At 41.9% G+C, this 25933-nt stretch carries 25 protein-coding genes; all 25 read right to left on the reverse strand.

Going from position 1 to position 25933, the window contains the following annotated elements; genetic code table 11:
- Nucleotides 1–135 precede the first annotated feature (135 nt).
- The 25 genes from ACNAV8_RS07645 to ACNAV8_RS07765 all read right to left on the reverse strand — a co-directional run bounded on the left by ACNAV8_RS07645 (nucleotide 136) and on the right by ACNAV8_RS07765 (nucleotide 25929).
- Complete coding sequence (locus ACNAV8_RS07645) at nucleotides 136–8619, reverse strand: ADP-ribosyltransferase-containing protein (protein ID WP_415777506.1); 8484 nt, start codon at nucleotides 8617–8619, stop codon at nucleotides 136–138.
- A 68-nt stretch (nucleotides 8620–8687) separates the two neighbouring features.
- Nucleotides 8688–9530, reverse strand: coding sequence for a hypothetical protein (locus tag ACNAV8_RS07650; protein WP_103854883.1), 843 nt, complete (start codon nucleotides 9528–9530; stop codon nucleotides 8688–8690).
- A gap of 9 nt (nucleotides 9531–9539) precedes the next feature.
- Nucleotides 9540–10304, reverse strand: coding sequence for a glycoside hydrolase family 73 protein (locus ACNAV8_RS07655; protein ID WP_181021995.1), 765 nt, complete (start codon nucleotides 10302–10304; stop codon nucleotides 9540–9542).
- 146 nt (nucleotides 10305–10450) lie between these two features.
- On the reverse strand, nucleotides 10451–10786 hold the full coding sequence (locus ACNAV8_RS07660) for a hypothetical protein (RefSeq protein ID WP_103854881.1): 336 nt from the start codon (nucleotides 10784–10786) through the stop codon (nucleotides 10451–10453).
- Entirely contained in the window at nucleotides 10786–12426 is a 1641-nt protein-coding gene (locus tag ACNAV8_RS07665) for a hypothetical protein (protein WP_103854880.1), read from the reverse strand. Before ACNAV8_RS07665 ends, ACNAV8_RS07660 begins: the two co-directional genes overlap by 1 nt.
- Nucleotides 12427–12506: 80 nt before the next feature.
- A complete protein-coding gene (locus ACNAV8_RS07670) occupies nucleotides 12507–12911 on the reverse strand; it encodes a M15 family metallopeptidase (protein WP_103854879.1) in 405 nt (134 codons plus the stop codon).
- A complete protein-coding gene (locus ACNAV8_RS07675; protein WP_415777507.1) occupies nucleotides 12904–13230 on the reverse strand; it encodes a phage holin, lambda family in 327 nt (108 codons plus the stop codon). Before ACNAV8_RS07675 ends, ACNAV8_RS07670 begins: the two co-directional genes overlap by 8 nt.
- Before the next feature lie 52 nt (nucleotides 13231–13282).
- Complete coding sequence (locus tag ACNAV8_RS07680; protein ID WP_181022027.1) at nucleotides 13283–13456, reverse strand: hypothetical protein; 174 nt, start codon at nucleotides 13454–13456, stop codon at nucleotides 13283–13285.
- Nucleotides 13456–14145 carry a hypothetical protein gene (locus ACNAV8_RS07685; protein WP_103855455.1) on the reverse strand — a complete coding sequence of 230 codons (690 nt, stop codon included), beginning with the start codon at nucleotides 14143–14145 and terminating at the stop codon, nucleotides 13456–13458. Before ACNAV8_RS07685 ends, ACNAV8_RS07680 begins: the two co-directional genes overlap by 1 nt.
- Nucleotides 14142–14795 carry a phage adaptor protein gene (locus ACNAV8_RS07690; RefSeq protein ID WP_103855454.1) on the reverse strand — a complete coding sequence of 218 codons (654 nt, stop codon included), beginning with the start codon at nucleotides 14793–14795 and terminating at the stop codon, nucleotides 14142–14144. Before ACNAV8_RS07690 ends, ACNAV8_RS07685 begins: the two co-directional genes overlap by 4 nt.
- Nucleotides 14795–14983 (reverse strand): hypothetical protein, encoded by a 189-nt coding sequence (locus tag ACNAV8_RS07695; RefSeq protein ID WP_103855453.1) that lies wholly within the window; start codon nucleotides 14981–14983, stop codon nucleotides 14795–14797. Before ACNAV8_RS07695 ends, ACNAV8_RS07690 begins: the two co-directional genes overlap by 1 nt.
- Before the next feature lie 66 nt (nucleotides 14984–15049).
- On the reverse strand, nucleotides 15050–15643 hold the full coding sequence (locus ACNAV8_RS07700) for a hypothetical protein (protein WP_103855452.1): 594 nt from the start codon (nucleotides 15641–15643) through the stop codon (nucleotides 15050–15052).
- A gap of 13 nt (nucleotides 15644–15656) precedes the next feature.
- Entirely contained in the window at nucleotides 15657–16613 is a 957-nt protein-coding gene (locus ACNAV8_RS07705; RefSeq protein ID WP_103855451.1) for a hypothetical protein, read from the reverse strand.
- Nucleotides 16614–16626: 13 nt separating this feature from the next.
- On the reverse strand, nucleotides 16627–17604 hold the full coding sequence (locus ACNAV8_RS07710; RefSeq protein WP_103855450.1) for a cell envelope integrity TolA family protein: 978 nt from the start codon (nucleotides 17602–17604) through the stop codon (nucleotides 16627–16629).
- Between the two features lie 64 nt (nucleotides 17605–17668).
- Nucleotides 17669–17926 (reverse strand): hypothetical protein, encoded by a 258-nt coding sequence (locus tag ACNAV8_RS07715; protein WP_146256881.1) that lies wholly within the window; start codon nucleotides 17924–17926, stop codon nucleotides 17669–17671.
- Between the two features lie 32 nt (nucleotides 17927–17958).
- Nucleotides 17959–18126, reverse strand: a complete 168-nt coding sequence (locus tag ACNAV8_RS07720; protein ID WP_181022026.1) for a hypothetical protein — start codon at nucleotides 18124–18126, stop codon at nucleotides 17959–17961.
- 29 nt (nucleotides 18127–18155) lie between these two features.
- A complete protein-coding gene (locus tag ACNAV8_RS07725; protein ID WP_103855448.1) occupies nucleotides 18156–18593 on the reverse strand; it encodes a hypothetical protein in 438 nt (145 codons plus the stop codon).
- Nucleotides 18594–18607: 14 nt separating this feature from the next.
- On the reverse strand, nucleotides 18608–19771 hold the full coding sequence (locus ACNAV8_RS07730; RefSeq protein WP_415777510.1) for a hypothetical protein: 1164 nt from the start codon (nucleotides 19769–19771) through the stop codon (nucleotides 18608–18610).
- 1 nt (nucleotide 19772) lies between these two features.
- Complete coding sequence (locus tag ACNAV8_RS07735; RefSeq protein WP_103855445.1) at nucleotides 19773–20195, reverse strand: hypothetical protein; 423 nt, start codon at nucleotides 20193–20195, stop codon at nucleotides 19773–19775.
- A gap of 44 nt (nucleotides 20196–20239) precedes the next feature.
- On the reverse strand, nucleotides 20240–21064 hold the full coding sequence (locus ACNAV8_RS07740; RefSeq protein WP_103855444.1) for a hypothetical protein: 825 nt from the start codon (nucleotides 21062–21064) through the stop codon (nucleotides 20240–20242).
- A 12-nt stretch (nucleotides 21065–21076) separates the two neighbouring features.
- On the reverse strand, nucleotides 21077–21745 hold the full coding sequence (locus tag ACNAV8_RS07745; protein WP_103855443.1) for a hypothetical protein: 669 nt from the start codon (nucleotides 21743–21745) through the stop codon (nucleotides 21077–21079).
- A complete protein-coding gene (locus ACNAV8_RS07750) occupies nucleotides 21735–22019 on the reverse strand; it encodes a hypothetical protein (RefSeq protein ID WP_103855442.1) in 285 nt (94 codons plus the stop codon). The genes ACNAV8_RS07745 and ACNAV8_RS07750 overlap by 11 nt, the downstream gene beginning before the upstream one ends.
- Nucleotides 22016–23962, reverse strand: a complete 1947-nt coding sequence (locus ACNAV8_RS07755) for a hypothetical protein (protein ID WP_103855441.1) — start codon at nucleotides 23960–23962, stop codon at nucleotides 22016–22018. The genes ACNAV8_RS07750 and ACNAV8_RS07755 overlap by 4 nt, the downstream gene beginning before the upstream one ends.
- A complete protein-coding gene (locus ACNAV8_RS07760; RefSeq protein ID WP_103855440.1) occupies nucleotides 23949–25493 on the reverse strand; it encodes a hypothetical protein in 1545 nt (514 codons plus the stop codon). The genes ACNAV8_RS07755 and ACNAV8_RS07760 overlap by 14 nt, the downstream gene beginning before the upstream one ends.
- Entirely contained in the window at nucleotides 25471–25929 is a 459-nt protein-coding gene (locus tag ACNAV8_RS07765) for a hypothetical protein (RefSeq protein WP_103855439.1), read from the reverse strand. The genes ACNAV8_RS07760 and ACNAV8_RS07765 overlap by 23 nt, the downstream gene beginning before the upstream one ends.
- Nucleotides 25930–25933: the final 4 nt, after the last annotated feature.

Here is a 25933-nt window from a genome sequence, read left to right on the forward strand (position 1 = left end):
GTCTATTATACAAACATAAATAGCTTATGCAATAGATTAAGTGCGCCAATAACTTTAACTGGCATTATCTTACTTAGTTAAAATGTTCAGAAAAAACCTACCGCACTTTGATCTCAACCAAAGTGCGGTGATTTTTTAGTGCGTATTTAGGCCATTCATTTCACGCCAGCGTTTAAGCAGAATGCGCTGGAGCTTATCCGTTTTTTGGTTATAAAGTTTCAATCTTGCTTCATAACCTGCTGGCGTTAATTTCCCCTTGTTTAAATCTCGGGTGAGTTTGGATTTTTCCGCACGCAGTTCCGCCATTCGTTTTTTGTCGATTTGATGAAATTGAATCATCGCTCGTTTCTGTGGGGTGAGCCAGCCATCTAACTTGCCGCGCGCTTTACGGCTTTCATACTCTTTAAACAGGCTTTGAGCCTCATCACTTGCCTCATAATAACGGCTCATAATGGCGAACTCATTGCCTGCCCCATAAAGCTGATTGAAAAATGGCGTGCGTTTATTACGCCCTAATAATTCTCGGTTCGGATTTTCCACAAAGATCGTTTGCACTTCTTTGAGTGATCCGAAAATTGAGCCATACCCATCAAACAGATTTTTAATTTGTTCAGGGTGAGCATCAATACCGAAAACATCGTGAACTTGCAGTGCCACATCTTTCCAAAATTGTGCGGTGGTTGATTTGGCCTGCTCTGCTTTCAGCTTATCATCTCGCACAAAGTTTGTGGTGATTTGGCTGCCAAATGCGTTACGGTTTAAGGCAATTTGCATTAATGGCTGCAAAATCGTCGGCGTTGCAGTCATCGCCACTTTTTCAATCGGATATTTGGCGGCGGAAATCTCACTTGGTGAAATTGGGGCAAAGGTTTTCATTGTGTGAACAAGCATATTCACCGCCGCTTCACTGTTAGAAATATCCCCCACATATGCTTTCACCAAATTCACGGAGAAGTTCCACGCCAATTGTGGCATACCAAAGCCAACAGGCAGTTTGATGTATTTGCCTAATCCATCTGGAATTGGGATGTAGCGAGAAATATCACCAAGCTGATCCATTTTGTTTCCGCCTTCATCTTCATCATCAAAAGCACGCAAGGCTAGGTAAAATGGCATCATCACTGCCATATAGGCAAAGAACCGATTTCTTCCTTTTCGGTGAGAAAGGAATTTATAGAGATTTCTTGCCCCCATTGCGGTAGGTTGAGAGAACATATACAAGGCTTTAATCGGTGCCATTGCCGAACCTTGCTTGCGGAAGTTAGTAAGTTCCAGCGTAATGGCTGCCGCTTGTTTTTCATCAATACCATTTTTGATCAAAGATTTAAACGCTGCCAAAGAAGATACCGTATCAAAGGTTTTGTTATAGCCTTCTAGTATCGTTCCGACTTGTTCAAGGCGTTTACCTAAGCCAGAATTTTCCGCTTTCACTTTTTTGACCAAATCTTTTTCCGTGCGTGCAAGATAAGTGCTGTAAGTAGAAACGCCACCTAATTCAAGCAAGCGTTTCAACAAACGCTCATCTTCCACGTCTTCACGCAAAGCTTGGCCAAAACCAAAGCGTTTTGTTGCCGTCCATAGTCCTTTATCGGAAAAGGCATACTTCAGCACCCCACGTCCGATTCTATCCATTGTTGCATCGTCCACTTTCTTACCATTACGATAAAGTTTCTGCACACGGATAAATTCGGATTTTTCCCAAGTATCTCGCAACATATTTTGCGGAGAAAAGGTAAGCGTCCATTGGGTTACACCACGGGCATACCAACCTGTTGGTTTGCTCACAAGTCTAAGTAACGCATTCACTTGTTCCACATTATCTCTTTTCAATGCTTGGATCACATCATTTGGTAAATGATATTCATAATAGCTATGCCCTTGTTTGCGAATGAGTACGTTATCACTTGTGCGTGTGGTGCCTTGCATTTTTTTCTTGCTAATGCCAAGGGTTTCTTCCACTTGCTCTTTGGCAGAACGTTCAGAAAAGCCTTCTTCTCGCAAGCGATGAAACTCATTTTCATAGATTTCATCAAGGCGATTTTTGAAATCCACCATTCCTGCATAAGCAGTAGTTTTACCCACGGCTTTCCAAGTGGCATCAATGGCATCTTCTGCTTCTGAAGTTTTCCGCCCTTTATGTGCTTTATCCTTAGCGATATTAAGCGCACTTTGCCCTGCACCACCAATGAAATCAAAGCCTTCATCAGCTCTTGGATCGCCTGTTAATGGCACATAATGACGATCTTGTTTATATTCGTCATAGGCTTCTTGCGTAAATCGCCCTGAATTGAGATCGATAAGCAAACGTGCTTGGTTTAAATCATAAACCAATTCTGCCACGCTTTCTAAATCCTTGCGTGAAACATAGGTTTCAATGCGTTTCATTAAAGCACGCGCGTGTGGAATTGAAAATCCGCCAGCGGTTCCCACTTTAAAGTTTTTCTCCACATTGCTACCAAAGTTTGTGCTTTCTACATCCGCTTTGCGGTAACGGTATTGGCGCTCCGCTTTACGATAGGCATCTCTTGCCTTATCGAGCAAATCCGGATCGTCTTGCGCTTCCGCTTCGTGCAATGCTTCTTCCGCGTCTTCCATTTTCTTTTTCTCATCGACTAAATAGCGCTGATTTCGTTCAATGGAATACCGCGCAGAAAGCCAAAAGCCCACTAAGCGTTTCACATCAAGTTCATTGCTTTTATTGCCTGATGGCCCTTCTTTGCTGGCAATTTCTGCCAGTTTACGCAATAACGGTTTGAGATAGGCTTGCTCTAATTCAGAATTAAGCGCATCTCTCACCCCTTTTGCGCGATACATATCGCCTTTTAATTGCTCTGCAATATGTTCTGGCACAATGCCTTTTATCTCATCAATCCAATCATTCACTGGGCGCAAGCTATCCGCAAACCATTCATCTAGTTTACTCGTTGCCCTATTTATGCGTTTTTTAAACCCTTCCCAGTCTTTGGCTTTGAGATCGTCAAATAACCCTGGTTCTGCTTTCGCTTTCCCTGTTTTGACTAAATCATCTACGGACTGGCGTTTGGAATAACGAATATTTTCTTCATTTTCCACCGCACTTTTATCTTGCAAGATTTGTAAAAGGCGTTTATCATCAAATTCATTAAAAGGCGAGTTACTTTTATCCACTGGAGTTGTTATCCTACTGGTCCGTGAAAGTAGCTCGCCTTTTTCGATCTCACTTAATTTATGATCATAATAACGACTACCATCTTTAGCAGTAGAAACCACCGCTTTGACAGTATAATTATCACCACCGATATTTAAGCCTGCCACATAATAATCATAACGTTGAATATTCGGGTGCTTTTCTTTATCCTCATTTTGAAGCGTATCAATATAAATCGCCTCTTCAATTATTTGTGGAATGGCGGCGATACTTTGTAAATGATCAGGGTCTTTGTAATCGTGGTTTAATACCTCTTTCACTGCCCCCATACCTAATACAACTTCTTGCCCCGTATCTTTATTCACATAGCTACCACGCAAGGTTTTACCATAGTTCAAGGCATTACGTTTGTATTGGCGTAAGTCTGAGCTTGGCTCAATATCCTTGCCTGAAATGTGAATCGGTTTCGCTTGGCGTAACTTCTCAAGGCTTTCTGATTTTGGACGGTGAGTTGGGCGGAGAGAATAACGAATATCATTTGAACGAGCATTAAAACGTTTTGATAATGGAATAATGTTTCCCTTATCATCATAGGTAATCAAATCAGCCGACTTCATTTGATTTTGTGTACCAAGAATATAGTGGGTACTGCCATCCTCTTTAGGAGCAATGATTCCACTGTTCTTCCGCACTTTGCTCAATGCGTTATAAACCTTGTCGATATCATTACCTGAGTTAATAATATCCCCAATAACTTCTACATCATTATCCAACTCAAGCAATGATTCTGCTGCTTCATTAAGAACATTGTTATATCCCTCATAATCCACGTCGCCATAATTAGAAAGAAAATCTTGCCCCGTTGGATCAAGCTGTTTGAGCAGTGATTTCACTTCTTTTTTGGTGAGTGTCAGCGAATTAGGATCTAATTCATTTTCTAGGTTGAGATACGCATTGATGACTTTTCCATTACCTTGTTGATAACGTTTGGCATAATCCGCATCATCGGTAAAATAGAACCCCTGCCCATCCACCGTTCCTTGCTGCCCAATTTTGTCGTAATCAAAGGTATGCAAGTTTTCCGCTTTGGTTCCGTGGTAAACGGTGCGTAAATTTCCATTCTCATCCGTAATACGGCTCGCTTTTGCCCAAGCTTTTGCCTTTTGATCAATTAATTGACGTAATTGTGGTTCAACAGATGTATCACCTTGTTCATAGCGTTTTGCTAATTCAAGATAGGTTTTATCATCCGCTGTATTTTGTTTCTGACGTTGGGAATAACGAATGTCGTCATTTTCTGTTGAAAACTCGCCATTATTCCCAACAGCAGATTTCACTTGATTTGGGTTGTACACCACCCAAATATCGCGAGAATCATTTGGGCGTAGATGATCAAGTTCAACGGTTTGCCCTTTTCTTCTTGCCAAACGCTTTTCAGTCAATCCGATTCTAGCGTTCAAGAACACAGGCATTACGTTATCACCAAACAATTTCGCCACGTCAGGATTGCTCGTGAAATAAAATCCACCGCCATATTGATTGCGGTAGTTTTTCTGTTTTTCTGGGTCGAACACATTAAAGTTTGCACTCGTGCCGTGATAGACCACCAATGGCTCACCGGTTTTCGGGTTAATCACTTTAGACGCATTTTCAGGATCGTTCTCCCAATCGCCGAACCAAGCCTTGAAAGCTGGGCTACGCACTTGCTTCCATTGTGAATAACTGAGTTCAGTTTCGCCATTTTCTTTTGCTTGGTTGTAACGTTGTTCAGAGAGATCTTGGTTCTCTCGCTGAGAAAAACGTGTTTCTTTGTTGTTTCGGTATTGACTTAGATCGTCTTCGGTTTTAATATTTTCAAAAGGGGAAAAATCTTGTGATACATATGCGGGCAATTGAAGCCCAAAGGTATCGGCAAAATTTTTTCCTTTTTCTTTATTTAAATACAACAAATCATTATCTAGCCCTCGCTGAATCTGAGAATGATTTCTTCCATACACGCTTGCAATATTAATAAGCTCTAACCCATTAGCATCTTGTTTTAAATGCAACGCTGCTATTACTGGCTTATTTGCTCCGTTTACATTTTCAATTAATTCAGTTAAAACAACATAGCCATTATTTTCAGTTGATGATCTCATTACCGCAACGGGATTATTAATTTGTTGTGGTAGCTGTTTTAAGGTTTCCGCTGTAATATGATGTTTATCTTGCATCACCTTTTTAAAGGTAGCACCGTGAATTGTAACTTTTACATCAGGCAATCCCAACATTTTAAGTACATCTGGTGTTGTGCCAACATCAATATAACCTTTGACACTTCCCCCCTTAGAAACCTCATCAACCGCTTTCGCAAAATCAGAATCAGCACTTTCGTTTAGGGAGTAACGTGTTTCTTGGGTATTGTCTTGCGATACATTCTCGGTATGCGGATCTTGGTTAAGTTGTTTGAGCAAAGAAAGAATATCTGCCGTGGTCGCTTTACTGAGATCTTTTTTCAGCACCGCACCGACAATTTTGCGTAATTTGTTCGCCACATTTTCAATAAAAGTGCGGACAGAATTTTCCCCTGTTTTCCAGCTATGGTGAATGCGAAGATTGTAATCTTTCTCTAGCTTTGCCCAATCGTTTGTCTGGCTTGCTGCATAAAGTTCAACAATGGCTTCTTCCGTTGCCACATCATCATTGATATGAATATTCATATCTGCATAACGCTGTTGGATTTTGCGTCTTAACGTTCCCACGACGGGATTAGTGCGGGCAAATTCCATTAAGTTTTTATGATTAGCACTAAAACGAACATTAACACCATTATGCCCCAATTCGTGCCAAGCGACCCAGGCAAGACGTTCTTCACGGCTAAATACGTCATCACCCTTGATATTGTCCGTAACAAGATGCGCCTTACCATTTTCAAAAAAACCTTCTGCGTTTTGCTTATTGCCCTGTAAAGCAACACGGCTAACCAATTCAATCTGGCTGGCAACATCGCCCAATATTTTTTGCAAAAACTGGCGATCTTGTTCAATATTCGCAGAATCAATATGAGGCTGGTTGTTGCTTTGAGTGGTGGTTTGTTGTACAGTATCTGTACCGACTGCTCCCATATCTTGACGCTGACGTGTAGGCAAGGTATGCGTAGGCTGGATAGGATCGTTACTTCCTACTTGTCCATCAGTTGGTTTCATTTCAAACGCATTCATTAACCAACTATTTGATCCTTGTCTTTTTATTAATGTAGCTCGATTTCCATTGTAATCAATAAAAACGCTTTGAACGTTTCCATTCTTGTAAATTTGAGATACTTGCCCTTTTGCAAGCGTCTCAACGACCCGATGAGTAAGCATTTGACTAACTTGACCATAATCCATACCATCTTTTCTAATTCGTGATTCAATAATATGAGCAATCCCCATTGCTCCTTTTGTTTTACCACTAGGCTTAATTTGTCCTACATCCCCCCATTCAAAATCCACCCAGCCATCTAAATTATGGTTATACATTGCTCTATGAACAGTTCTTCGCTCTACAATGGCTGTGTTCATAGCTTCACGGCCACGCTTGATATTCGCTTCCACTGATTTTATTGGCGAATGAGAATAGCGAGTTTGTGCTGCAGAATCACCATTATCTTGTGCATATGGTTGTGCTTGTACACTCGATTGTGCGTTATCTTGTGCTTGAGCTTTATCAAGATCTTCTGCAGTGATGGTGATGTGGGGGTCGCTGTCCTGTTCAATCCATTCACGGATCGCATTGCCATCGTTTGGATCAATCCCGTTACGTTCTGCCAAACGCTGAATTTCACCAAACGCAGTGCGAGTGGCAAAGGTGACTTTTGCTTTGTCATCAGTGAAGGTCATTGGCGTGCTAATAACATCGCTAATATCATCAACCTTTTCTTCATTGAGCCAGCGTTCCATTCGGCTTCTTAAATCAGCCGCACGTTGTTTATCCAACTGTTCTTGAGTTAGCCCTTCCGTTTCAGCTTGAGCTTCTGGCTGAGTTATTGCACGTTGCTCTGTATCAATTTCCTGTTGCGGATTTGTGGCTTGTAAATAGGCTTTGGCTAATTTGCCATAGGTAGAATTTTCTTTTGCACGTTCCGCAATTAACCCGTCTTTGATGTCATTTTCGAGTTCTTCTTTATAATCTTTACGAAGTTGTTCATCTTCAATGACGCTCAATGTTTCATCTAAGACATTTTCATCAAACTGTTGTGCAGCCTTTTCGGTTTGCTTTGGTGTAGGCTCTGCATTTTCACTTTCTACTTCCACGGCATTCTGTAATGCTTCTCTGTGTTTTTTTGCTTGGCGATCGTTACGATACGCATCATAAGCAGAAATTGCCCCTGTTGGCACGCCCAATACAGCACCAGCAACGGCGCTTGCTTGCACGTCATCCATTAGTTGGGTTTTGCCGTCAATTTGTCCTACGCCATAGTTTCTATTCCCTTGTTCTATGGCTTCTTGCGCTGCCTCTTTGGTGACTTCTTTGCCAAAGGTTTTGAGCATACCGCTATTTACGCCTTTGCCTAATTTGCCAAGTGGGCTAATGGCATCAATCCCACCAATTGCAGCTGCTCGCCCAATTCCCGCCAAATTATCCGATAAGTCTGTAGACGCATCTTCAATAGCTTGTTCCAATGTCATTCCTTGCGCCATTCTTTGTTGGATTTGTGGCATTTGAATTGCTTGCTCGGGCGATAGGTTTTTCCACGCATTGCGAATTTCTTCACGATATGAACCCGCACTAGCCGCCGCATTCACCGCTCCTAGACTCAATCCACCTGTTGCGGCAGCCAAAGCAACTTGTGGAATTGCCTGCGTAGCCTGATTGGCGGTGGCAAGTGGGTGATTCCACAATGATTGGAATTTAGCTAGCGCTTCGTTTTCCCCATTCGCCATACGCTGGGCAAACTCTTGATCTTGACGATTAAGCCCAATTAAGCCACGATCTGAAAGCGCATTTGCATAAGCATCTCGGGTTTCTTTCCAGTCGCGATGCCACTCACTTTCAGGCGCAAATGCACCGATGACATCTGCCGTTAAGCCACTGGTTGCTGCTGCGGTAGATTTGGCTAAGTCACTGGCGTGATCCCACGCGCGTTCATACCACGGGCCTTGTCCCGCCAAATTCGATGCTTGGTTAAATTCCGCTTTGATCTTCTCAATTTGCGCAGGGCTAAATCCTTGTAGGGTGTAGAACTTTTCCATTTCCCCTAAATGATGCTGGAATTGATTGTCAATCCAAACTGGATCTAATCGCCCTTTCTGTGCCGCACGCTGTTTTTCTACCTGGGAATTAAAATATTCACCATATTTTGTTCCCATTCCTGTAACATCTTTATCTTGAACATTACGAAATACCCATTCTTGTGGATCTAAAGCTGGTTGCTGTGAGGCGTTAGCTTGATGGTTTTGTAGCATTTGGTTGGCGGTGTTTTCATCGGCAAACACCCACGCACGCGGGTCAAATTGAGTTGATTGTGTCATTATTACTACCTATTAAATAAAACAAAACCCGAACGATTGTTCGGGTTATTTCCATTGATTTTTATTTTCTATCTATTCCAGCCATTTTGATTCATTACCCTGGCAACGAATCCATTAATTTCATCTACGCGATTTGGGTAAAGCAGATAAAGTTGTTTCATATTTTGGCGGAATTTCGCAGGATCTAATGCTGGGACGCTGCCTTCTTCACCTAACATATCTTGCATAGAATTGGTGAGTACATCACTAAAGGGTTTGGTTAAATCAGGTAATGCACGTTGTGCCGCTTTTTGTTGAGATTGCTGATTGGCAAGTTGATTGAAATAATATTTCCACGCCTCGCCACCTGCTACCGCTGCTGGATCGACATTATTTGGTAGCACACCAATGTTTTCCCCTGAGAAAAAGTTTTGCACTTGATTATTTTCATCAAGCAAATGTGGAGTTACACCAGCCATTAGGGAATATTGCGATGCTGCACTGGGATTAATGGGTGCAAGATTTTTGGCGGTTTCTGTAAGGTAGTTTTTATCTCCACTAAGTAATTGGGCAAAGAGATAGGGGTTTTGTTGTTGCGTTGGAAATTGGCGATATTTGTTGAGCAATTCTTCAGGATTTCTAATTCGTCCTTGCTCATCAACAGCGTGTTTTTTCAAGAAATCTAACCCTTGCTCCCAACCTTGTAGTTGGGTTAAATCTGCTTGCTGTTTTGCCACATTGGTTTTGGCTAATGCGTTGGCATAAGCAACGCGCCAATCTTTGGTTTTATTATTTTCATCTAATCGGCGGTGTTGCTCTGCCGTGTCAGCAAAGGCGTTAGCCATTTGAAATGGTACTTTCCACGCATTTAATTCAGCTTCAGGTTGGGTAGCGTACAAGGCTTGGATTTTGTTAATATCTGCAATGGCCATTTTGTTCTCCTAAGTTTGGTCATAAATACTTCGCACTAAGTCACCAATATAATCAGGTATCATTCCTTTGGTAGAAGGTTCTATGCCAAAGGCTTTGGCGAGTTCCTTTTGATATTTCTGCTGATAATTAATTGGCTCTATTGGCGATTGCGCACTTTCTCCTTGAGCTCCGTTGAGTTGTTCAAAGTAATTTTGAAATTCGGCTAAGGGGTTGTTAGATTGAAAATTAGGTTGACTAGGAAAAGAGAACGCATTTTCTTCTGTGTGTTGAGACAAGTTTGATGTCGGCTTTATTGTGCTGTAATCACGCTGACCATTGTATGGATCTATTCCAGCGCTTTTCATTACATCAATTAAGTTTTTGGCATAATTAGGATCGGTAGCATAGCCACCTTTTTGTAATGCTATCGCTGCTTCCGCTGGCGATGCTGCATCAAAATACCCCGCCTTTTCATAACGCCCACCGCGTTTAGTAAATGCAGCCCTGTCTGCTAAGGCTTCCGACAGGCTGTTATAATCACGGAATTTTTGTTTAACTTTGACATTTTGCCCATTGATATTTTCGTGCGTCCAAGATACCGTTCCCTTTTCATCATTATTAGGATCACCGTTACCTGCTTTGACTCCCCAATAATTATACTTTCCAGTAACCTTTTTTCCCCATCCAGATTCTGCGGCCCATTGTGCGGCAACCACTTCAGGATGCGGAATTTCCGCTTGTTGTGCTGCTTGGAAAACTTCCATAAATTGCGCTTTCTGTTCTTGTGTTGCCATTTTTTCTCCCATTAAAAAAGCCTATTGGAATGAGCAATAGGCTTGATATAAATTTGTTAATAAGTGCGGTAAAAAATTGTTTCATAAACCCTCCTTATGTGAATAAGTTATTATAGGCCTATTCAATCTGGAGTTTCACTAAAAATTTAAACGCTGTCTAAAATCAGTTTTACATACTGTTCAAACTGAGTATCACCATTAGTCAAATCAACAAAGCGCTGAATAAAAGGCTTTTCAACGAATAGTGGGTTTTCAATAAGCAATGCCATTACACAACCTACAATGTGATCTTTTTCATCTCTGGCGGTAAATACTTTGATTTTGGTGTACGGATCTTGATTGCCCCAAATACGAAAAAACGGCACCCAACTTTCTCTTAACTGTGCCGTTTGATCGTGATGTTCGCCCACGAAAGTAAAAAGTTCTGCCAGCAAGGATTGCGATTGGCCGATTGCTTCAATGCGTTCTGTTTGGTATTTCATTATTCTGTTCCTAATTCTGCTACAGAAGTAGCAATGTGATAAGCCAGCACTTCGCCTTTACCCGAGATTTCAACGTCAAACTGCAATGTTGAATAGCCCCCCTTTAAACGGTGTGGACGGCTGTCATTAACGATTTTATCACCTAAAATAACAAGCTCTCTGACCATCTCGTTGCGATGGCGTTTATAAGCCGTATGCTTAACGTGCGTTTGTGCAAAATCCTGTTGCAATTTATACGCCGTCATTGCGGTGTAACCAGGTAAGGTATTTAATCGTCCTATCCATTTAAAGGTTTTCCAATCATCACCGGCGTTCCATTGATAAATGCCAGATTCAGTCGCAAAATATAGTTCATCTTGATCACTACGATAAACCGCCTGTGGTTTTATGGAAAGAGTGGTTAAAGATTCAATTTGCACTTCTTCATAAATGCTATCCGGAATTTTAAACCGCAAGCTGTGTGTTTCAGTAAATCCCAAATAATAACCATCTTGTATGACACCAATCATTGTCCAAGGAGCAATAGCTTGCCACTGGTCTTGCGTGAATAATTGTGTGGTAACAATTTTAGATTGATTACCCGAAAGCATAACCAACCCATCTTTAGTCGCATAAAAACAAGCTCCGTTGTATAAGCAAGCGGATTGGTATGAGATGATGGGGTGTGGTTCTTCATGCAAGCTAATAGTCCTACAACCTTGCGATTGGCACGGGCTTTCCATTTCGATAATCGCAGGATATTCATCGGTGAGAATATAGCCTACCCGTTCGCCACATAAAAAGCGAATTGGTTTACCGTTGAAATGGCCATAACGATAGGCTTCAGGAAAAGCGTGCGGCTTAAGGGGTTCACTTAACCACAATTCCGTTCCCACCAGGCCACCAAGCTGTCCATTTCCACAATATTGCAGATCGGTCATAGTGTTTGGCGGTGGTTCATATTCTTCAGTAATGCACACGTCGCCATAGGTGATGTGTGGCTGGTGAATATAATTTGCCGTGCCAAAATCAATCTCATCAAGCAATAAAAAGTGCGCATCATAATCGGTTTTAGCGTCACCATAATCTAAGGGTGTTACCGCACAATATAACCGCACTTTGGCTATGTTGTAGGTTGGGAAATCCATTGGTAGTCCACTTAAAATAACTGGCTTATCATTATGCGCATAAATCGCTTCACTCGGCAAACTTGGGGCTGATTCAAACCCAAATTCATCAACAAGCGTGTAAATATATTGGCGTAGTTCTTGATTGAAATCTTGGCTTAACTCTCCCAAGAACTCGGCATTTGGCGGGGGCAATTCAACGGGAAATCCAAGCCGATTCCACTTCTCTTCGCAAGCGCACTGCTTCTTTTGAATAACAGGATATTCTTTCACCCCACTTGCTACGATGAAACAACAATCGGTATTAATTCGAGAAAAAGACGCCTTGCAATTTTCACTCGCAAGATAACAACATTTATCAATAAAAATGGATTTCCCTGTTTTTTCGCTGACCTTTTTATCCGTACGCCAAGGACGTAATGTGCCACGGGAAAGATCAACATCTTCCGCCACTTGCGCCATTGCTTGATGTAAGTTTTGTGCCTGATACCTCGGGGCAATCCCACCAAAGTTAGTGAGTTTAATACTTGGCATAATTATGCACCTTAAATGAAAAAGGCCTAAGGGTTGGGCTGTTCCTGAATAGCGGAAAGCGTTGCCAAAGGCCGGATGTATTAAGGATAAGCCGCTCTAAGTAATTCAAAATGCGGGCCATCATAAAAACGTTCGTCTTCCGTTTTACCATTTTGATTCCAATCACCGCCCCAGCGGATAGGAATATTTAACTCTTTTGCCGCTTGGAACATTGCTTGGGATATTTTTTGAAATTTCGCTTTATCTTGCCAGTCTAAAGGATAAGGAACAATATCAACGGCGTGGCCTGTAAGATGGCGGCTGTGCATTGTTTTACTTGCCCCTTGAGCAAAAAGTCGCTTTTGTTTGGCTTTGCTGCGAATGCCTTCAATAACGGTAAAATCGACCGCACTTAACTGTAATGCACGGCGAACCACTTTGACTAAGTCTTTGTGAACGCCTTTAAGACTTTCTTCGCTACGCTGGCTAAATTTGAACTTATTCACTTTTCACCACCTTTTTATCCACATAGTTCTTCGCAAATAACCGCACCTGGTCTATTCCAAACATTGCGATAATTGCCCCTAGTGCGATGGCTAATTTTGCTGGCATTTGGAAATACTCAAATAGACTTTCACTTGCTATGGCAAGTGAGCCACAAAGCAAGCATTCCACTAAAATTCGCCAGCACTTTCGTTCTTTGCCCACATAAACAATGCATAAAAATGCAATGATAAAGGTGAGAACAAAGCTATTGATTGAGTTCATATGTAGCGCCACCCAGTTCCAAATGGTTGCCCATACGTCAGGATTTTTTATTGGCATTGTTTTCTTCCTCCCCTTTCGGGAAATAAAAAACCAACTCCGCTGAGTTGGTTTATGACGTTTCGTTACAATCACAATCTGGTTTGCACCTTGATGCAAGTTCCACAATTTGTCGCTCAATCACGCGTTCTGTTGGTCGGGGAATTTGGATTTTCTCTGCCAATCCCACTTCTTTGTTTTTACAAGCGCACTTTTTGCATTTCTCTAAGATTTTGCATTTCCCCATTAGATCCAAGCCTCCCCAATCAATGATTGTGTGTCCGTTGAGAAATCACGCATTGTGTCAATTTTTGCCTGAGCTATTCCCTGCTTAAAGCGTCGCTCATAAACCATCGCCATTTGCGGATCAGTAAATTCATAGTGACGCATTAACAATAAATCAGCCAATGCGCCATTCACCACCACATCGTGGTAGCGGTCGTAAATCAGCTTATCCACCTGACAGGCATTTTGCGTGGGTATGGCAAAATAATGCACAAAGAGATGCCGCTCCCTATCTTGCATAGGCGGACGTGTTAGAATAATTTTATCGCTAGGCTCAAACGCCAAATTTTCATCACGATAGCCAGCCAAAGGTTTATAGCGGAAATAACCTTGTTTACATTTGCCAAGAGAAATATTATCCACATAATGCACTTGTTCATTATCACCGCAATGCAGGTAGTAATCTTTTACCCCTGCTTGCACATCTAGGCTCACTTCTCGCTTAAGTAGCCAGCTATCCCTTGCCAGTTGTTGGCAGGCTTGGCGAAGATATTCTATCGCTACATCATCGGGGACGCCTTTGGCAACCAACGTAACGCGTGGCAGGAATAACTCCAAATCCACAAACTCAACGTCTCGCCCCACATTTTCGCAAGAAAAATTCACCGCACTTTGTTGACTAGTGATGGGCTTTAAGCAACCGCAATTCATTTTTTACCCCCTTGCGGTACTTTGGTTCCGTGAATAAAACCTTGTCGCACCTGCTCCTTAACCATTATGCTTTCTAAAAACTGCTTGTAATGAAAGGCAGACTTTTGCTGTGAAGTGGCGCTTTCTGTTTCCGCACCAAATAAACGGTATAGCGCATAATCCACTAACGCAGAATAATGCTCAGTAATCGCCTCATCTAATGGCTCATCTTCCTTGATCTTAGGCATCACCGCACAAGTCATTCTTGCATAAACGGTTTCATTTGGGCTAATTGGTGGGCTGACGGTAAACTGATTGTCCGTGTTAGGTACTTTGCTGTAACTGCGTGTTTGGCTTTGTCGGCCTGTGCAGTTACGTTTACCAAACGCGGTTGCCGCACTTTCATCAACGGATTTTAGTTTGGCAATAAAGTTACCCTGTGCATCAGTAATCGCATCCACCGAATAGAGCAGATCACAACAGCAAGGTTGTTGTAAGTCGCTGTCATCAAGCTGTGCCACAACAGTTTTCAGAAACTTATTTGGGTTTAAGCGAAAAAGCTCTTGTAATCCCTCATTGAGATAATCAATAATCAGCGGATCTTCAATTCTATCGCTGTCGATGTCGTTGTAATCGAACCGCACTCGTAAAATAATATCCGCAAGATTCATTAGTTAAGTTCCTGTTCTACATCATCCGTGCCAATCGACACTTTGGCTTTGCGAGCGGTTTTGGTTGTAGGTGTTTCCGCTTGCACGAATTGGCTTTTTTGGTGGCTGCTTAAAAGATGATTGGTGGTTGGGTTATAGCTATCGAACTTTAACCCATTCACTTGAGAACGAAAAATTGTTTTATCCATTGTGATTTCCTTGAATGAAATAAAAAGTGCGGTGAAAGTTTTGAATTTTTCCACCGCACTTTTTGATTAGTAAAATGATGGCATCATATAGCCTTCAGGCTCAAATCGACGTGCAAACTGGATTTGTGCCTTTTGTAGTAAAGACGGATCTTGCGGTAATGCCACAATTTCTAAATCAATGGCATCTACTTTGCTGTTGTAGCCATTCTCCACAATCGTGGTGATTTGCGTGAACGCATCAACGGCCGCAGTATCTACCTCTTCGACTTCTTCTTGATTATCAACGCCACCGCACTTGGTGTAAGTGGATTGATAAATCTTGCCTGAATAATCTGCCCCATTTGCGGCCACAAGGTTAAATTTAAATCCTGCAACTGGCTCACGGAAATCCATAAAAATCGATTTCACGTTAGCGTGATTTGGTTGTAAGAAAATGCGAAGTTTATCGCCTACCTCAAGATCCGTTGCATCTTTGTCATAACGGCGATCTAATTCGTGCAACAAGTCTTCCCAAGTGATTTTATCGCGGAAATGGTAGCCATCTCTGCTATCAGGTTGCAAAAAAACAGGCAATTCATTGTCAGTATCAACCGAGCAACCCTTGCAGCTATTGCCATATTCAGGGGCGATGCCCCCTTTCGCTAAAATATAAAGTGCCATAGTATTACGCTCCTTATTCTTCTACTACAACGGCAGCTACAACAACAGATGCACCTGTTAATGCAACCACATCAAAGTCAAATTGACCAACCAACCAAATATCACGCTTGATAGTTTGCCATTCAAGGAAATCAAGGGACATTGGTGCGGCAATGTGTTCAGGGTTTACCATCATTACATATTCCACACGTTTACCATTGCCCGTTTTGTCGAAGGTTGGCATTGCGATAGTTGAATACAATTCCATTCCTAGCATTGGTGAAGTGATACCAGTGATAAGCGGATTATTATTCAAACAACAGCCCGCACCTAATGCAGATTGTTCATCAAGCACTAAGTCATAAAAACCTGGTGTTGCCACCACTTTAACTAAACCACAGTTGCCCGCACTTTCGGTTAACACGCGTTTCATCCGTTTTAACACGGTTGAAGCTTTAGTATTACCTTCACCTACAACAATTGGGTTGTCTGAGCTACCTAAGTTGATATTCTTTGAGTTACGCCCAGCTTTCGTCCCTACGTTATAGCGATAGGCGTGTGCCATAATAGAGCGTAAACCATAGTATTCCACTTCGGCAGCCAAAGCTTGCCCAATTGACGTTTCATAGCCACCTTGTACGGTGTTCCAGCGTTCACCTAAGCGTGTTGCTTCACGGCGAGAGAATTTCTTCTCAAGATCGATGTTTTGACACAGGGTGATTTCCCCTGATTTAAACGGATTATTAGGTTCCCATACTTCTCCGTTCCAGTTGCCACCAGTAAAACCGCCCACTGAAATATCAGTGATGATGTCATACACGGCTTTAGGTGCTTGATCTAAGCCTAAGTTTTCAATGCTGTACTTAGGATTTACGATTTGCAGTAACACCGAATGACGGCACGTTTCTGCAATAATAAGATTGAGGTTTTTCTCAGGGACACGAGAAAGCGATGCACCGCTATAGTCAGCGGCCTTGATAACTGCTCCCATATTATTTCCTTATTTAGTCAATGTCATATTCATCCTGAAGCTTGCGTAATTCCTCCGTTTGTCCGGTGTTCATTAAAATCCGCATTTTGCTGATAACTTCAGGGGTTAGTTTCTTTTTGCCTAAACCAGCTTTTCTATTCATCGCTGTGCCACTATTACTCGGTGGTGCCGTAACAGCTGGCTTAGAGGGGTGTTGAGATTGATTGAACTCATCCACTAAGGCGCGGAACTGCGGAAGTTTCTCAATATCATAGGTTTTGCCGATATGTCCTACAAACATTGCAGCGGTGTTGCCATAAAAATCTACCACCTTGCTATTTAAGAATTGTGTGAACGCCGAGTTGTTCATCAACCCTTGTAGCTCTGGTACGGTATCATTTAAGGCTTGGATAAAGGCTTGTTGGCGAGTTTGTTGCGCTTGTTGTTCTTGCGCTTGTTTTAACCGCTCATCAACGATCTTGCCAATATCTTCAGGCGGTTGCGTAGGTGGATTAGCTGGCTGACGCAGACGATCTAACAGTTTTTTCCCAGTGGCACCGAGTAGCGAAATGATTTCCTCTTCTTCAGTTGTGCTGAGTTCATCTTCTGCTTTTTGTGGTGGTTGGGTTTCGGGCTGTTTTTGCTGCTCAAGTTGCTGTTGCAACGCTGCGAGCTTTTCTTCTGCTTCTTTCGCCTTTAGCTCCGCTTGTTGGCGAGCTTCAGCTTCTGCAAGCAAGCGTGCATTGGTGCTTTTATGCGCTTCTTGCTCTTTGTTTAATCTTCCTTTCCACGCCTTAACATCGTTATCTTCTTGTTCGATGTTGGTTTGTGGTGGTTCAATCTGTAGTTGCTCAGATTGTTGGGGAACTTCTTCAGGGGTAGCAGGGGAGTTATCTTGTTCCTGCTCGTTATTTTCGATATGCTCACTTGGTTGCTTTTCGTCAGTGGCAAGTAGGGCTTGTCGAACCTGTGTGGGTAAGTTTCCGTATTTTTCTAAGTCTTGATGTTCCATTGGTCTTTCCTTTAAGAGATGGAATAAAAAAGCCATTCAAGATGAATGGCTTTCAGGGTGAGCGTTAAATGCTAGATGGCATTTCCGTTGTCTTTGGCGATTCACTTTCTTTAAACAGCTTGCCGGCAATTTCTGCCAATGCGTGGGCATAATGCAGGTACTCTTGCCGTAACTCAGGGTTAAGCTCAGTACGAACTTTGGTGTTGTAAGCAAGCCATTCTGAATATAAAAACGCCTGTAAGAGATAAGATAAGTTTTCGTCTATGGATAACCGATGCCGAATTTCGGTCAGCTCAGACTTTGAGCTGGTGGGCGAAAACATCTGTTTCCACAGCGGTGAGTCAGTGTTTTTCATTATGAATTACAACCGCTACAACGTTCTTTGCGTCCAGTTTGTTGTAATGGTTTTCCGCTATTGATAATACCGGCTACTTTTGCCGTGCTATCTTGAAAGCGTACTCCACTATTACCATTGGCTGGTGTTTTTACGTTACGGCGGTTTGCTAAAGGACGTAATGCCATATTGTTTCTCCCATAAAAAAGCGACTGGATTAACCGCAGTCGCATTGTCTGTTTTTTGCCATTACTGGATCATCATAGTGATCGAGTATGACCTCATTGTTGCCGTGATACTCAAAATAGTAAGTTCCCGCATCATCAATGTGAATAGCAGGATCATCAGCAGTTAAAACTACCGCTTGCTTACATTTTTTGTAGGGCATTTTGTTCACATTCACCACTAAATCTGGCTCAATAATGCAAGGGCAACAATCGTCCGTTAATGCCCAATTTGGATTACCGATTGATTGCACTCTTGCAATATGCACCGTTACCGTTTCATCACCTTCCAATCCCCACGCAATCACGCGCTTAGGTAAGCGGCGAACTTCAATATTGCTTGATGTGGGATAAAGTGGATTAAGGGTGAAGCGGGGGGCGTTAGATTGAGTTGAATTTGTCGTGATTATGGTGTGTGTTTTAATTTTCATACACCAAGCTACCTTTACCATTTTGTTGGCGAAACATCAGAAGTTGGAGCCAACAACTGCTTTACTCCATTTTGTTCATCAATAACAGCGCCATATACTCGTTTTGTAAATCTCTCTACAGGATCTGCATTTTGGCCCAAAGAAATGGAAAGTAGGTTATTAATCCTCTGATCCCAACCTTGATGTGCAATAATATGACACGCTACATTACTTTCAATAAATGAATTCAAAATATTAATTTCTCCCCCCTGAGGATGAAGAAAACCTGTAATAGAAATTTGGTTACCTTCAACTAGCTTACGCGATTTCTCAAGTGTAAATTCTTTAGTATCTTTAAATGTCATATTTCCCACACAAGATAATCTACATTGGAATAAACCGACATTAACGCCATCGCGTTGAAGAATTCTACTAAGAGATCCATATTTCACTACGTTAGATTTTGCTTCAGGATGCTTTCTAATTTGGACATTTAAGTCATTACATAAATTTATCCCATAGAAATTAACTTTGCATCCATTTGACAAGGAAATACAAGGCATATAAACATACGAAGCTTCTTTTGTTGATGGTGGAGTCAATTTCATCACAACTCCAGTGAATTTTACTATTGGCGCTGTACTTTCTCTTGCTACTATACTAGTAGCTGTAGTTCTATCTCCACCAGCTCTTTCCATTGCCGCATCAAATGCTCCCCCATAAGGAAATATAGATAAATGCCCTGGCTGAACAAAAAACTCATCACTTGATGAGCAGATATGTTCCTGTTCTGTATGCAGATGTATTTCTCGATATGTTCCTTTTACCGCAAACGAATTGGCATATTTTATTGTCCTTAACGGTTTGTTAATTGTTCCCGCCCCTTCAATCTCATAAGGTGATTGATCTACCCCATTTACCGAATCAACATAAAGCACCTCCACCTCTTTCGGAGATTTAGACCCCACATAAATACCATCTTTATGCACTTGTAGTAAATTATCTTCTAATTTTGATATACGAATGCTAAGTTGTCCCGTTTTATCATCAACCTCAAGAAGCTGACTATTAATATCAATGTTATACTTGCCTGTAGAATCATCCCATAATAGCCCCTTACCCATATTCACAGGAGAAACCACAGCAATATCGCTTTCGATCTCCGTGTCTGAACCATTTCCTAATTTTTGATGTGCCATACTATGCTCCCTGATTAACTGCATAACCAATTACTTTGCCGGCTGCATTAACAATGCGTGCAGTTGAAACATTGAGCTGTTTACTTCTTTCATCAAAATTAAGCCCATTACCTGCTAACGCATTACCAATAACGCCACCAACCTTTTCTGTATCTACACCTAGTTTACCTTCTTCGTTAAACTTAAGTGTTTCATCTGGTGCTAATGCAAGTGGGCTTTCTTCAGTACCGTTCCCATTAATTCCTGCGTTTGGTTTTACAGAAACTGCAACATCACCAGCAATTGCTTCTTTAATTTTCTCAACGGTTACTTTCCCAGCTCCTTCGCCACCGCTCTTATCTAGTAACGAATCTTCTGCGGAAACCGCTTTATCATCTTGCTCTTGTTGTGAATCTTTAAATTGTTTACAAGTTACGAATGCCATATTTGTTCTCCATAAAAAGTCTTGTTATTAAACAAGACTATGTGTTAATACGAACTACCTAATGGTGCCGTGATAAATACTGCCGAGTCATCATTCGTACCATCGATGCGAGTGAGTCCAAATAATGATGAACCACTAGGACCACCACTGAATGAAATTCCAATCTCTCCTGCATTAACTACATTACGGTGTCCATGGCTATCAGTTAAACGAATAGTGTACATTCGTCCACGACCGATTAATTGACTATCTAACACTTCAAGCGTTGAGCCAGAACCATTCACCCAGAAATAATCTGGCACCATTGTTTCTGGTACGGTGTTTTCACCCGTTACATCATACACAGCTACAACAGCTTTCACATAGTTGTTAGTCTGAATGACAGTTAAGTTACTTATCCCCCATTGTGGTCTAGGTGCCGGCTGTCGCTCTATTGATTTTGCTTTATCTCTAGCTTCTGCTAATTGAGCTTGTGTAATAGCAAGCTCTGATCGCGCTTGAGTTAATAACTCTCGCATTGAATCAAGCTCTGACTGAGCACTTTCTGCTTGAGCAGTTATTGATTTGAGTTCTGCTTGTGAAATAGCCAAATCAGATTGCGCTGTAACTAAATCACTTTGAGTTCTCGTCAATAAGTCTGTTAAATCTGTAATCTGTGAAGTTAAGTTTTCAATCTCGCTTTCAAGACCTACAATTTTTGCTTCCAGTGCGGAAGTGTCAGCCGAATCTCCTTTTTCCTGACATTCGGCTAATACAGATTGAACCTGCTCTAATTCCTTTTGGGCTGCAGCTAAACGCTGATAAAGTTTGCCTTTTTTACAAGGCCAGTTTATTTCATCAAGTAATTCGACATAAAGTTTTAAACCCATATTTTCTCCCTTTTAATTACATTGGATAATCTCTGGAGCTGTTGGCGAGTTATTTACCGCATACCCCACAATAGTCCCGTTACACTCCTCAATAGGTAATGTATGCCCATCGCCTGCAGTGGGATAGGCATAACCAACGAACTTTTCACAATCGTAAATTTTAACCGTTGCTTCTGGATCACGCGTTTCATTTGGGTGAAATAAATACCCCATAAACATCACTCCACAACAATCCCCATCATCTAAACTAATCGGCAATGGCACACTAGCCTGATACCCACAAGGAACAATGCCTAGCTCTTTGTCACTAAAATCAGTGCCATTAATGGGTTCTATCGTGACGGTTAAGTCAGGGCTATGCTGATTATTCACCACCGGAATATAATTCCCTGTGTAACGAATCACTAGCGTTGAACGCTTTGCCGAAAGAGTAGGTGTGCAATATCCCAGCTGATAAGGAATTGCACTGGCTATTTCTGCTGGCGTTGGTTCAATAATGCAGCAACCTTCGCTCTTATAATTTCCTTGATTAGAGCAATAATTCACACGCTTAAAGGTAATGGTATCAAGCGCATTTAGTCCATATGCACTCACTAAAACAGCTTTTGAACCTACGGAAAAGCCTTTTGGATCAATGCTGGCAGGTGAGATAATAGAAATAACATTTGGATTACAACTCATTTTGCCCTCCATATTTCCAATCAATTAAGTGCGGTACAATTTCTAGCAATTTTTGGTAATTTACTCCTTTTCTCGGCGTAAATAACATTGGTGGTTGCCACCATAGCACTTTAAAATTTCCTGCATACCCACCCTCAGTAAAGGTTAATAGTGTCGGCGATTCATTAAATTTGACATCGCAAGTGCCAGATTGAACTCGAATCACCTTTCCCCATCCATAGCGATCGTGCCAAACCTGATCGTTTTGTTTTACATCATCTAAGTCAATTTTCATTGCATTACTCTCAAGCTCCTTCCGTCTAGCCCGTCTGTTGGGCTTTGCATCTGAATATTATTTAAATCGGACTGCACGCCATCACTCGGCATATAACGGTCAGTGTCGATCCCTTTTGATTTGAAATAATCCCGAACAAGATCGCGATAAAGCTGTTCTGGGAGCATTCCTTGCTGAACAATTTGTCCAGCTTGTGGCACAAGCCCTGCCAGCTCTTTGGATTTATTTAACTCAGCCTCAAGACCAAGCAATCCTGTTGCCACAATTTTGGCATCTGCTTTAATTGACTTATCTTTACTGGTTACCAGGTTTGTCGCATAAATCAGCGTAATTGCTGGGCGAATAAAGTACTCGTCAATATTTAATGCACAATCTTTTAAACCTAATACGGCATTATCAGTCATCATTGCTAAGCCACCTAAGGTTTGCCCAGCGCCTTGCAATCCCGCATTCCCATTCAAAAATGAAGGCAATCCGCACTCGTCATCGGCAAGACGAATCTCGTTTGTCATCTGATTAAATAGGGTTGGAAATGTTGGGGTGATTTGATGTTGTTTAATGCCGTTAAGATAGCCTTCCTTGGTTGGGTTCGTGTAAACCCGATGCAACGGTTCCATCGTTACATCTTGCGGGCTGTCAAAAGCAGCCGCATCAATTTCTAACATCGGGCCTGCTGCATAACGTGTATTAAGTAGCATTGCATATTGCGTGCGGTTTATAGAGATTTGTCTGTCATAAACCATCATACCTACGCTAATCCCATAAGGCTCTCCTGCCACCCGTTTATAGCTGGCTGAAAAATAAGTACGTTTACCTTTTGGGTGAGCCACAATGTTACATCGGATAACCCGATGATTGCATACTTCGATGTCCGCATTAAAATACTTAAATTTTTCGCTTTCTTGGATTGGTACACCATAATCAATTAAGTCTGCACCACGAACAAGCATTTGGCATCGCAAGATATGAATTTCGTCATCAAGTAAGCTATTATCCAATGTACCACTTTCATTTGTGTCAATGCCAAGCCATTGGTTGTCGCCATTTTCGATAATGTCTTTCAGCACTTCATCAAAATAGCCTAGGGTTTCATTGCCAATAAAGCCCGCCAGTTGTGCTTTCGTTCGTTTCGCGAGTTCGATAAAAAATGAACCGTCTTGCGCATTAGTTGCATCAGGTGAGAAATACGCATTGCTTGGTTCTACACGTCTAAATGTTGGGCGAATAACAATCTTTTCTTCGTATTTATCGTTTTTCCATACCTGATCGACAACAGCTTCATTTTCATAGCTGATCACCATTACAGGATAAAGCGCCAAATCCAATAAGGCTTCCGTCATTGCGCCTGTAAAATTCCCTTCGATAAGCTGATCTTTAATTAACCTTGCCATTTTAGTTGTGGCTTCACTGGCGATTTTAAATTCTTCTTCGCGCAATGTTTCTTTTGCCTGCTTGCTTTGCTCCTCAATAAATTTGGCAATTTTCGGATGTAATAAAAAGCCATCAGTTAAGGCTTCAAACGGCAAATTATTATCCAATACCACTTCAGTGAGCTTTGCTTTTACTCGCTCAAAACCTTGCTCTTGCTTGTCTTTTGGTAGCTCTACAATTGGTGTGGGCGCAATATCAAAAGGTGGATTTCTGTGATTAATATATTTTGAGCGGATATAGCTCGATACCATATTGGCCTTATTTTGAATTAACCCAAAATAGGTTTTCATATTTTTTAGATTGGCCAATTCTTCGGGTTCGTGGATTTTGTTATAGGCGTTATACAAGCGATAAAACCAACTCTCCACCGTCTTGCCTTGTATCTCCATTCTCGCACGATACCCTTGCGCAATCCTAAAATTATCCATCACCCTTTCGGCAAGTTTATCGTGGATTTCTTCTTGCGTTTCTTCATCTTTGGGTAACGCAATTTTTTCGCTAGATGTTTCCATTTATCATACTCCCGCCACTAGTTGGCGTCCGTCTAATGCCATCATACTCATCAGGTTGCGGTGAGCGTGGGACAATATTTTTTAAATAAAAGGTCATCGCCAAAGCATCGCCTACATCGGGAGAGCGTGGTAGTTTCTTTTTGGCGGTGAGCAATAGCCGATCTTTGCTGTCATAATCATATTTAGGCAACAACAAATCACTAGCAAATAAATCGTTATCCGGTATATCTGCCCCTGCATTAAGCCACTCACTCATCCGATCCCACATTTCTGCACGCTTATTAACATAAGCATCATCATTGTCAGCCGTATTGCTAGCAATTGCCTCAAAGATTCGCTCTCCAAAACCTAGTTGATTTAACCTGTCATAAACACCAGCACCAATGCCTATCGTATCGACAAACACCGCATCGGCATTAAACTCAGTAATAAATTTCGCACAGCGCTCTGCCACCAGCATTGTATCTGGGATTTTTAAGCGTAAGGCTTTAATTACTTTGCGCCCTTGTCTAATAACTACTCCTGTACTGTCTTTACCACGTCTTGCAGGGTCAATACCCATCACAATAGGCCCAATCGGCTCATAGGTTGCTTTGCGTGCTTTGGTTACACTATCGCCACTCACTAAAGAGCCATCTGCGGACTGAAATGCTTCTTCTGCCGTGATAGGATATTGCTCGGCAAACAACGCAATTTTTCGATCTTCTGAACCTTTAAACGACCTGATTTTCGACTGCCGCCAAGCTAATTGCTCATCGCTAATGCCGTGCAAACGTTGGTAATCCAATTCTTCTTCGGAAAACTTCACGCCTTCCGCACTGATGGCATATTCTTTCATCACCGTCCAAGGATAAAAAACCGGCTCAAACTCACTTTCACCACGCAGAGCCGCCTCCCAAGTTGCGTGGAAATAATCACCAGGGCCATTTGCCGTACTCTCCAAGAAAATCATTGAGCCTTCGCCCGTTGGCACGGTTTGCATTACCCCTGCCGTCATATCTTCTTGGTTTTTTGAGCGGGACACCTCAGACCAATGCAAACACTGGATTGTTGAGCCGTGTCCAACGTTTTTACTCCCTGCCGTAGCAGTTTTAATTGCGCAATCAATCCCCGTAAAAGCTAACTCATTAACACTGGCACGATTAGCAGGTGTTTTAAACGTCTCAGGTGTATAATCGTGATAACGCTTAGTTATCTCAAATAATTCTTTTGTCGAGCTATCTAAGTGCGTTAATACCAGAGATTTTGTCCCTGCGTGGTTAATCGTCCACCAATAAATTAATGCTTCAATCAGGGTGGAAAACCCCATCTGCCTTGCTTTTAAAATGATAAAACGCGCATAACCTTTAATGGTCATAGACTCAATAAAGCGATTAATAAAATCCGTCTGCGCCTCATTTGGTACAAATCGAACTAACCCGCCTTTTTTCGGACGTATCCATAAGCAATCTGCTGCAAAACGCAAAAAATCGGCGCGATAAATTTCGCTCAAGCGCCGAATAATTTCATCATCCGTTAGTGTTTTGCTCATATTCGCTTAATCTCTTTAACCAATTTTCACGGTCGAACCCTTCCGATGTTGCCTGATTCTCCGTGCTTGCTCCCAAGGCTAGGCGAGTAACGGACTGGGTATCTTTTAGCGCCCCTGATAGTGCTTTAAGCGCAACAGGGCTATCTATAGTAGGCAGCAACTCAATGATTTTATTATTAATCAGCTCTGCTGTTTTAACGCAATCATCATCAATTTGAGCAAGTTTTGCGGCTCGATTATTAACCGAAAATTCAATGCTCTTGTTTTCCGCATCTTTTCCGATCAATTTCCGTTCGTCTATCCACTTCCCTTGCGCGACTTGTTTCGATAGCGATCCATAAGGTATTCCGTATTTTTCCGCAAATTCTTTTGCGGAAAGCGAAGAATTGATAAACTGAACCTTAATTGCTACCCAGTCATATGATTTCTTCGCCATCTAA

Origin of the sequence: Avibacterium endocarditidis (assembly GCF_965138825.1) — a bacterium.
In the GTDB taxonomy this organism is placed as follows: Bacteria; Pseudomonadota; Gammaproteobacteria; order Enterobacterales; family Pasteurellaceae; genus Avibacterium; species Avibacterium endocarditidis.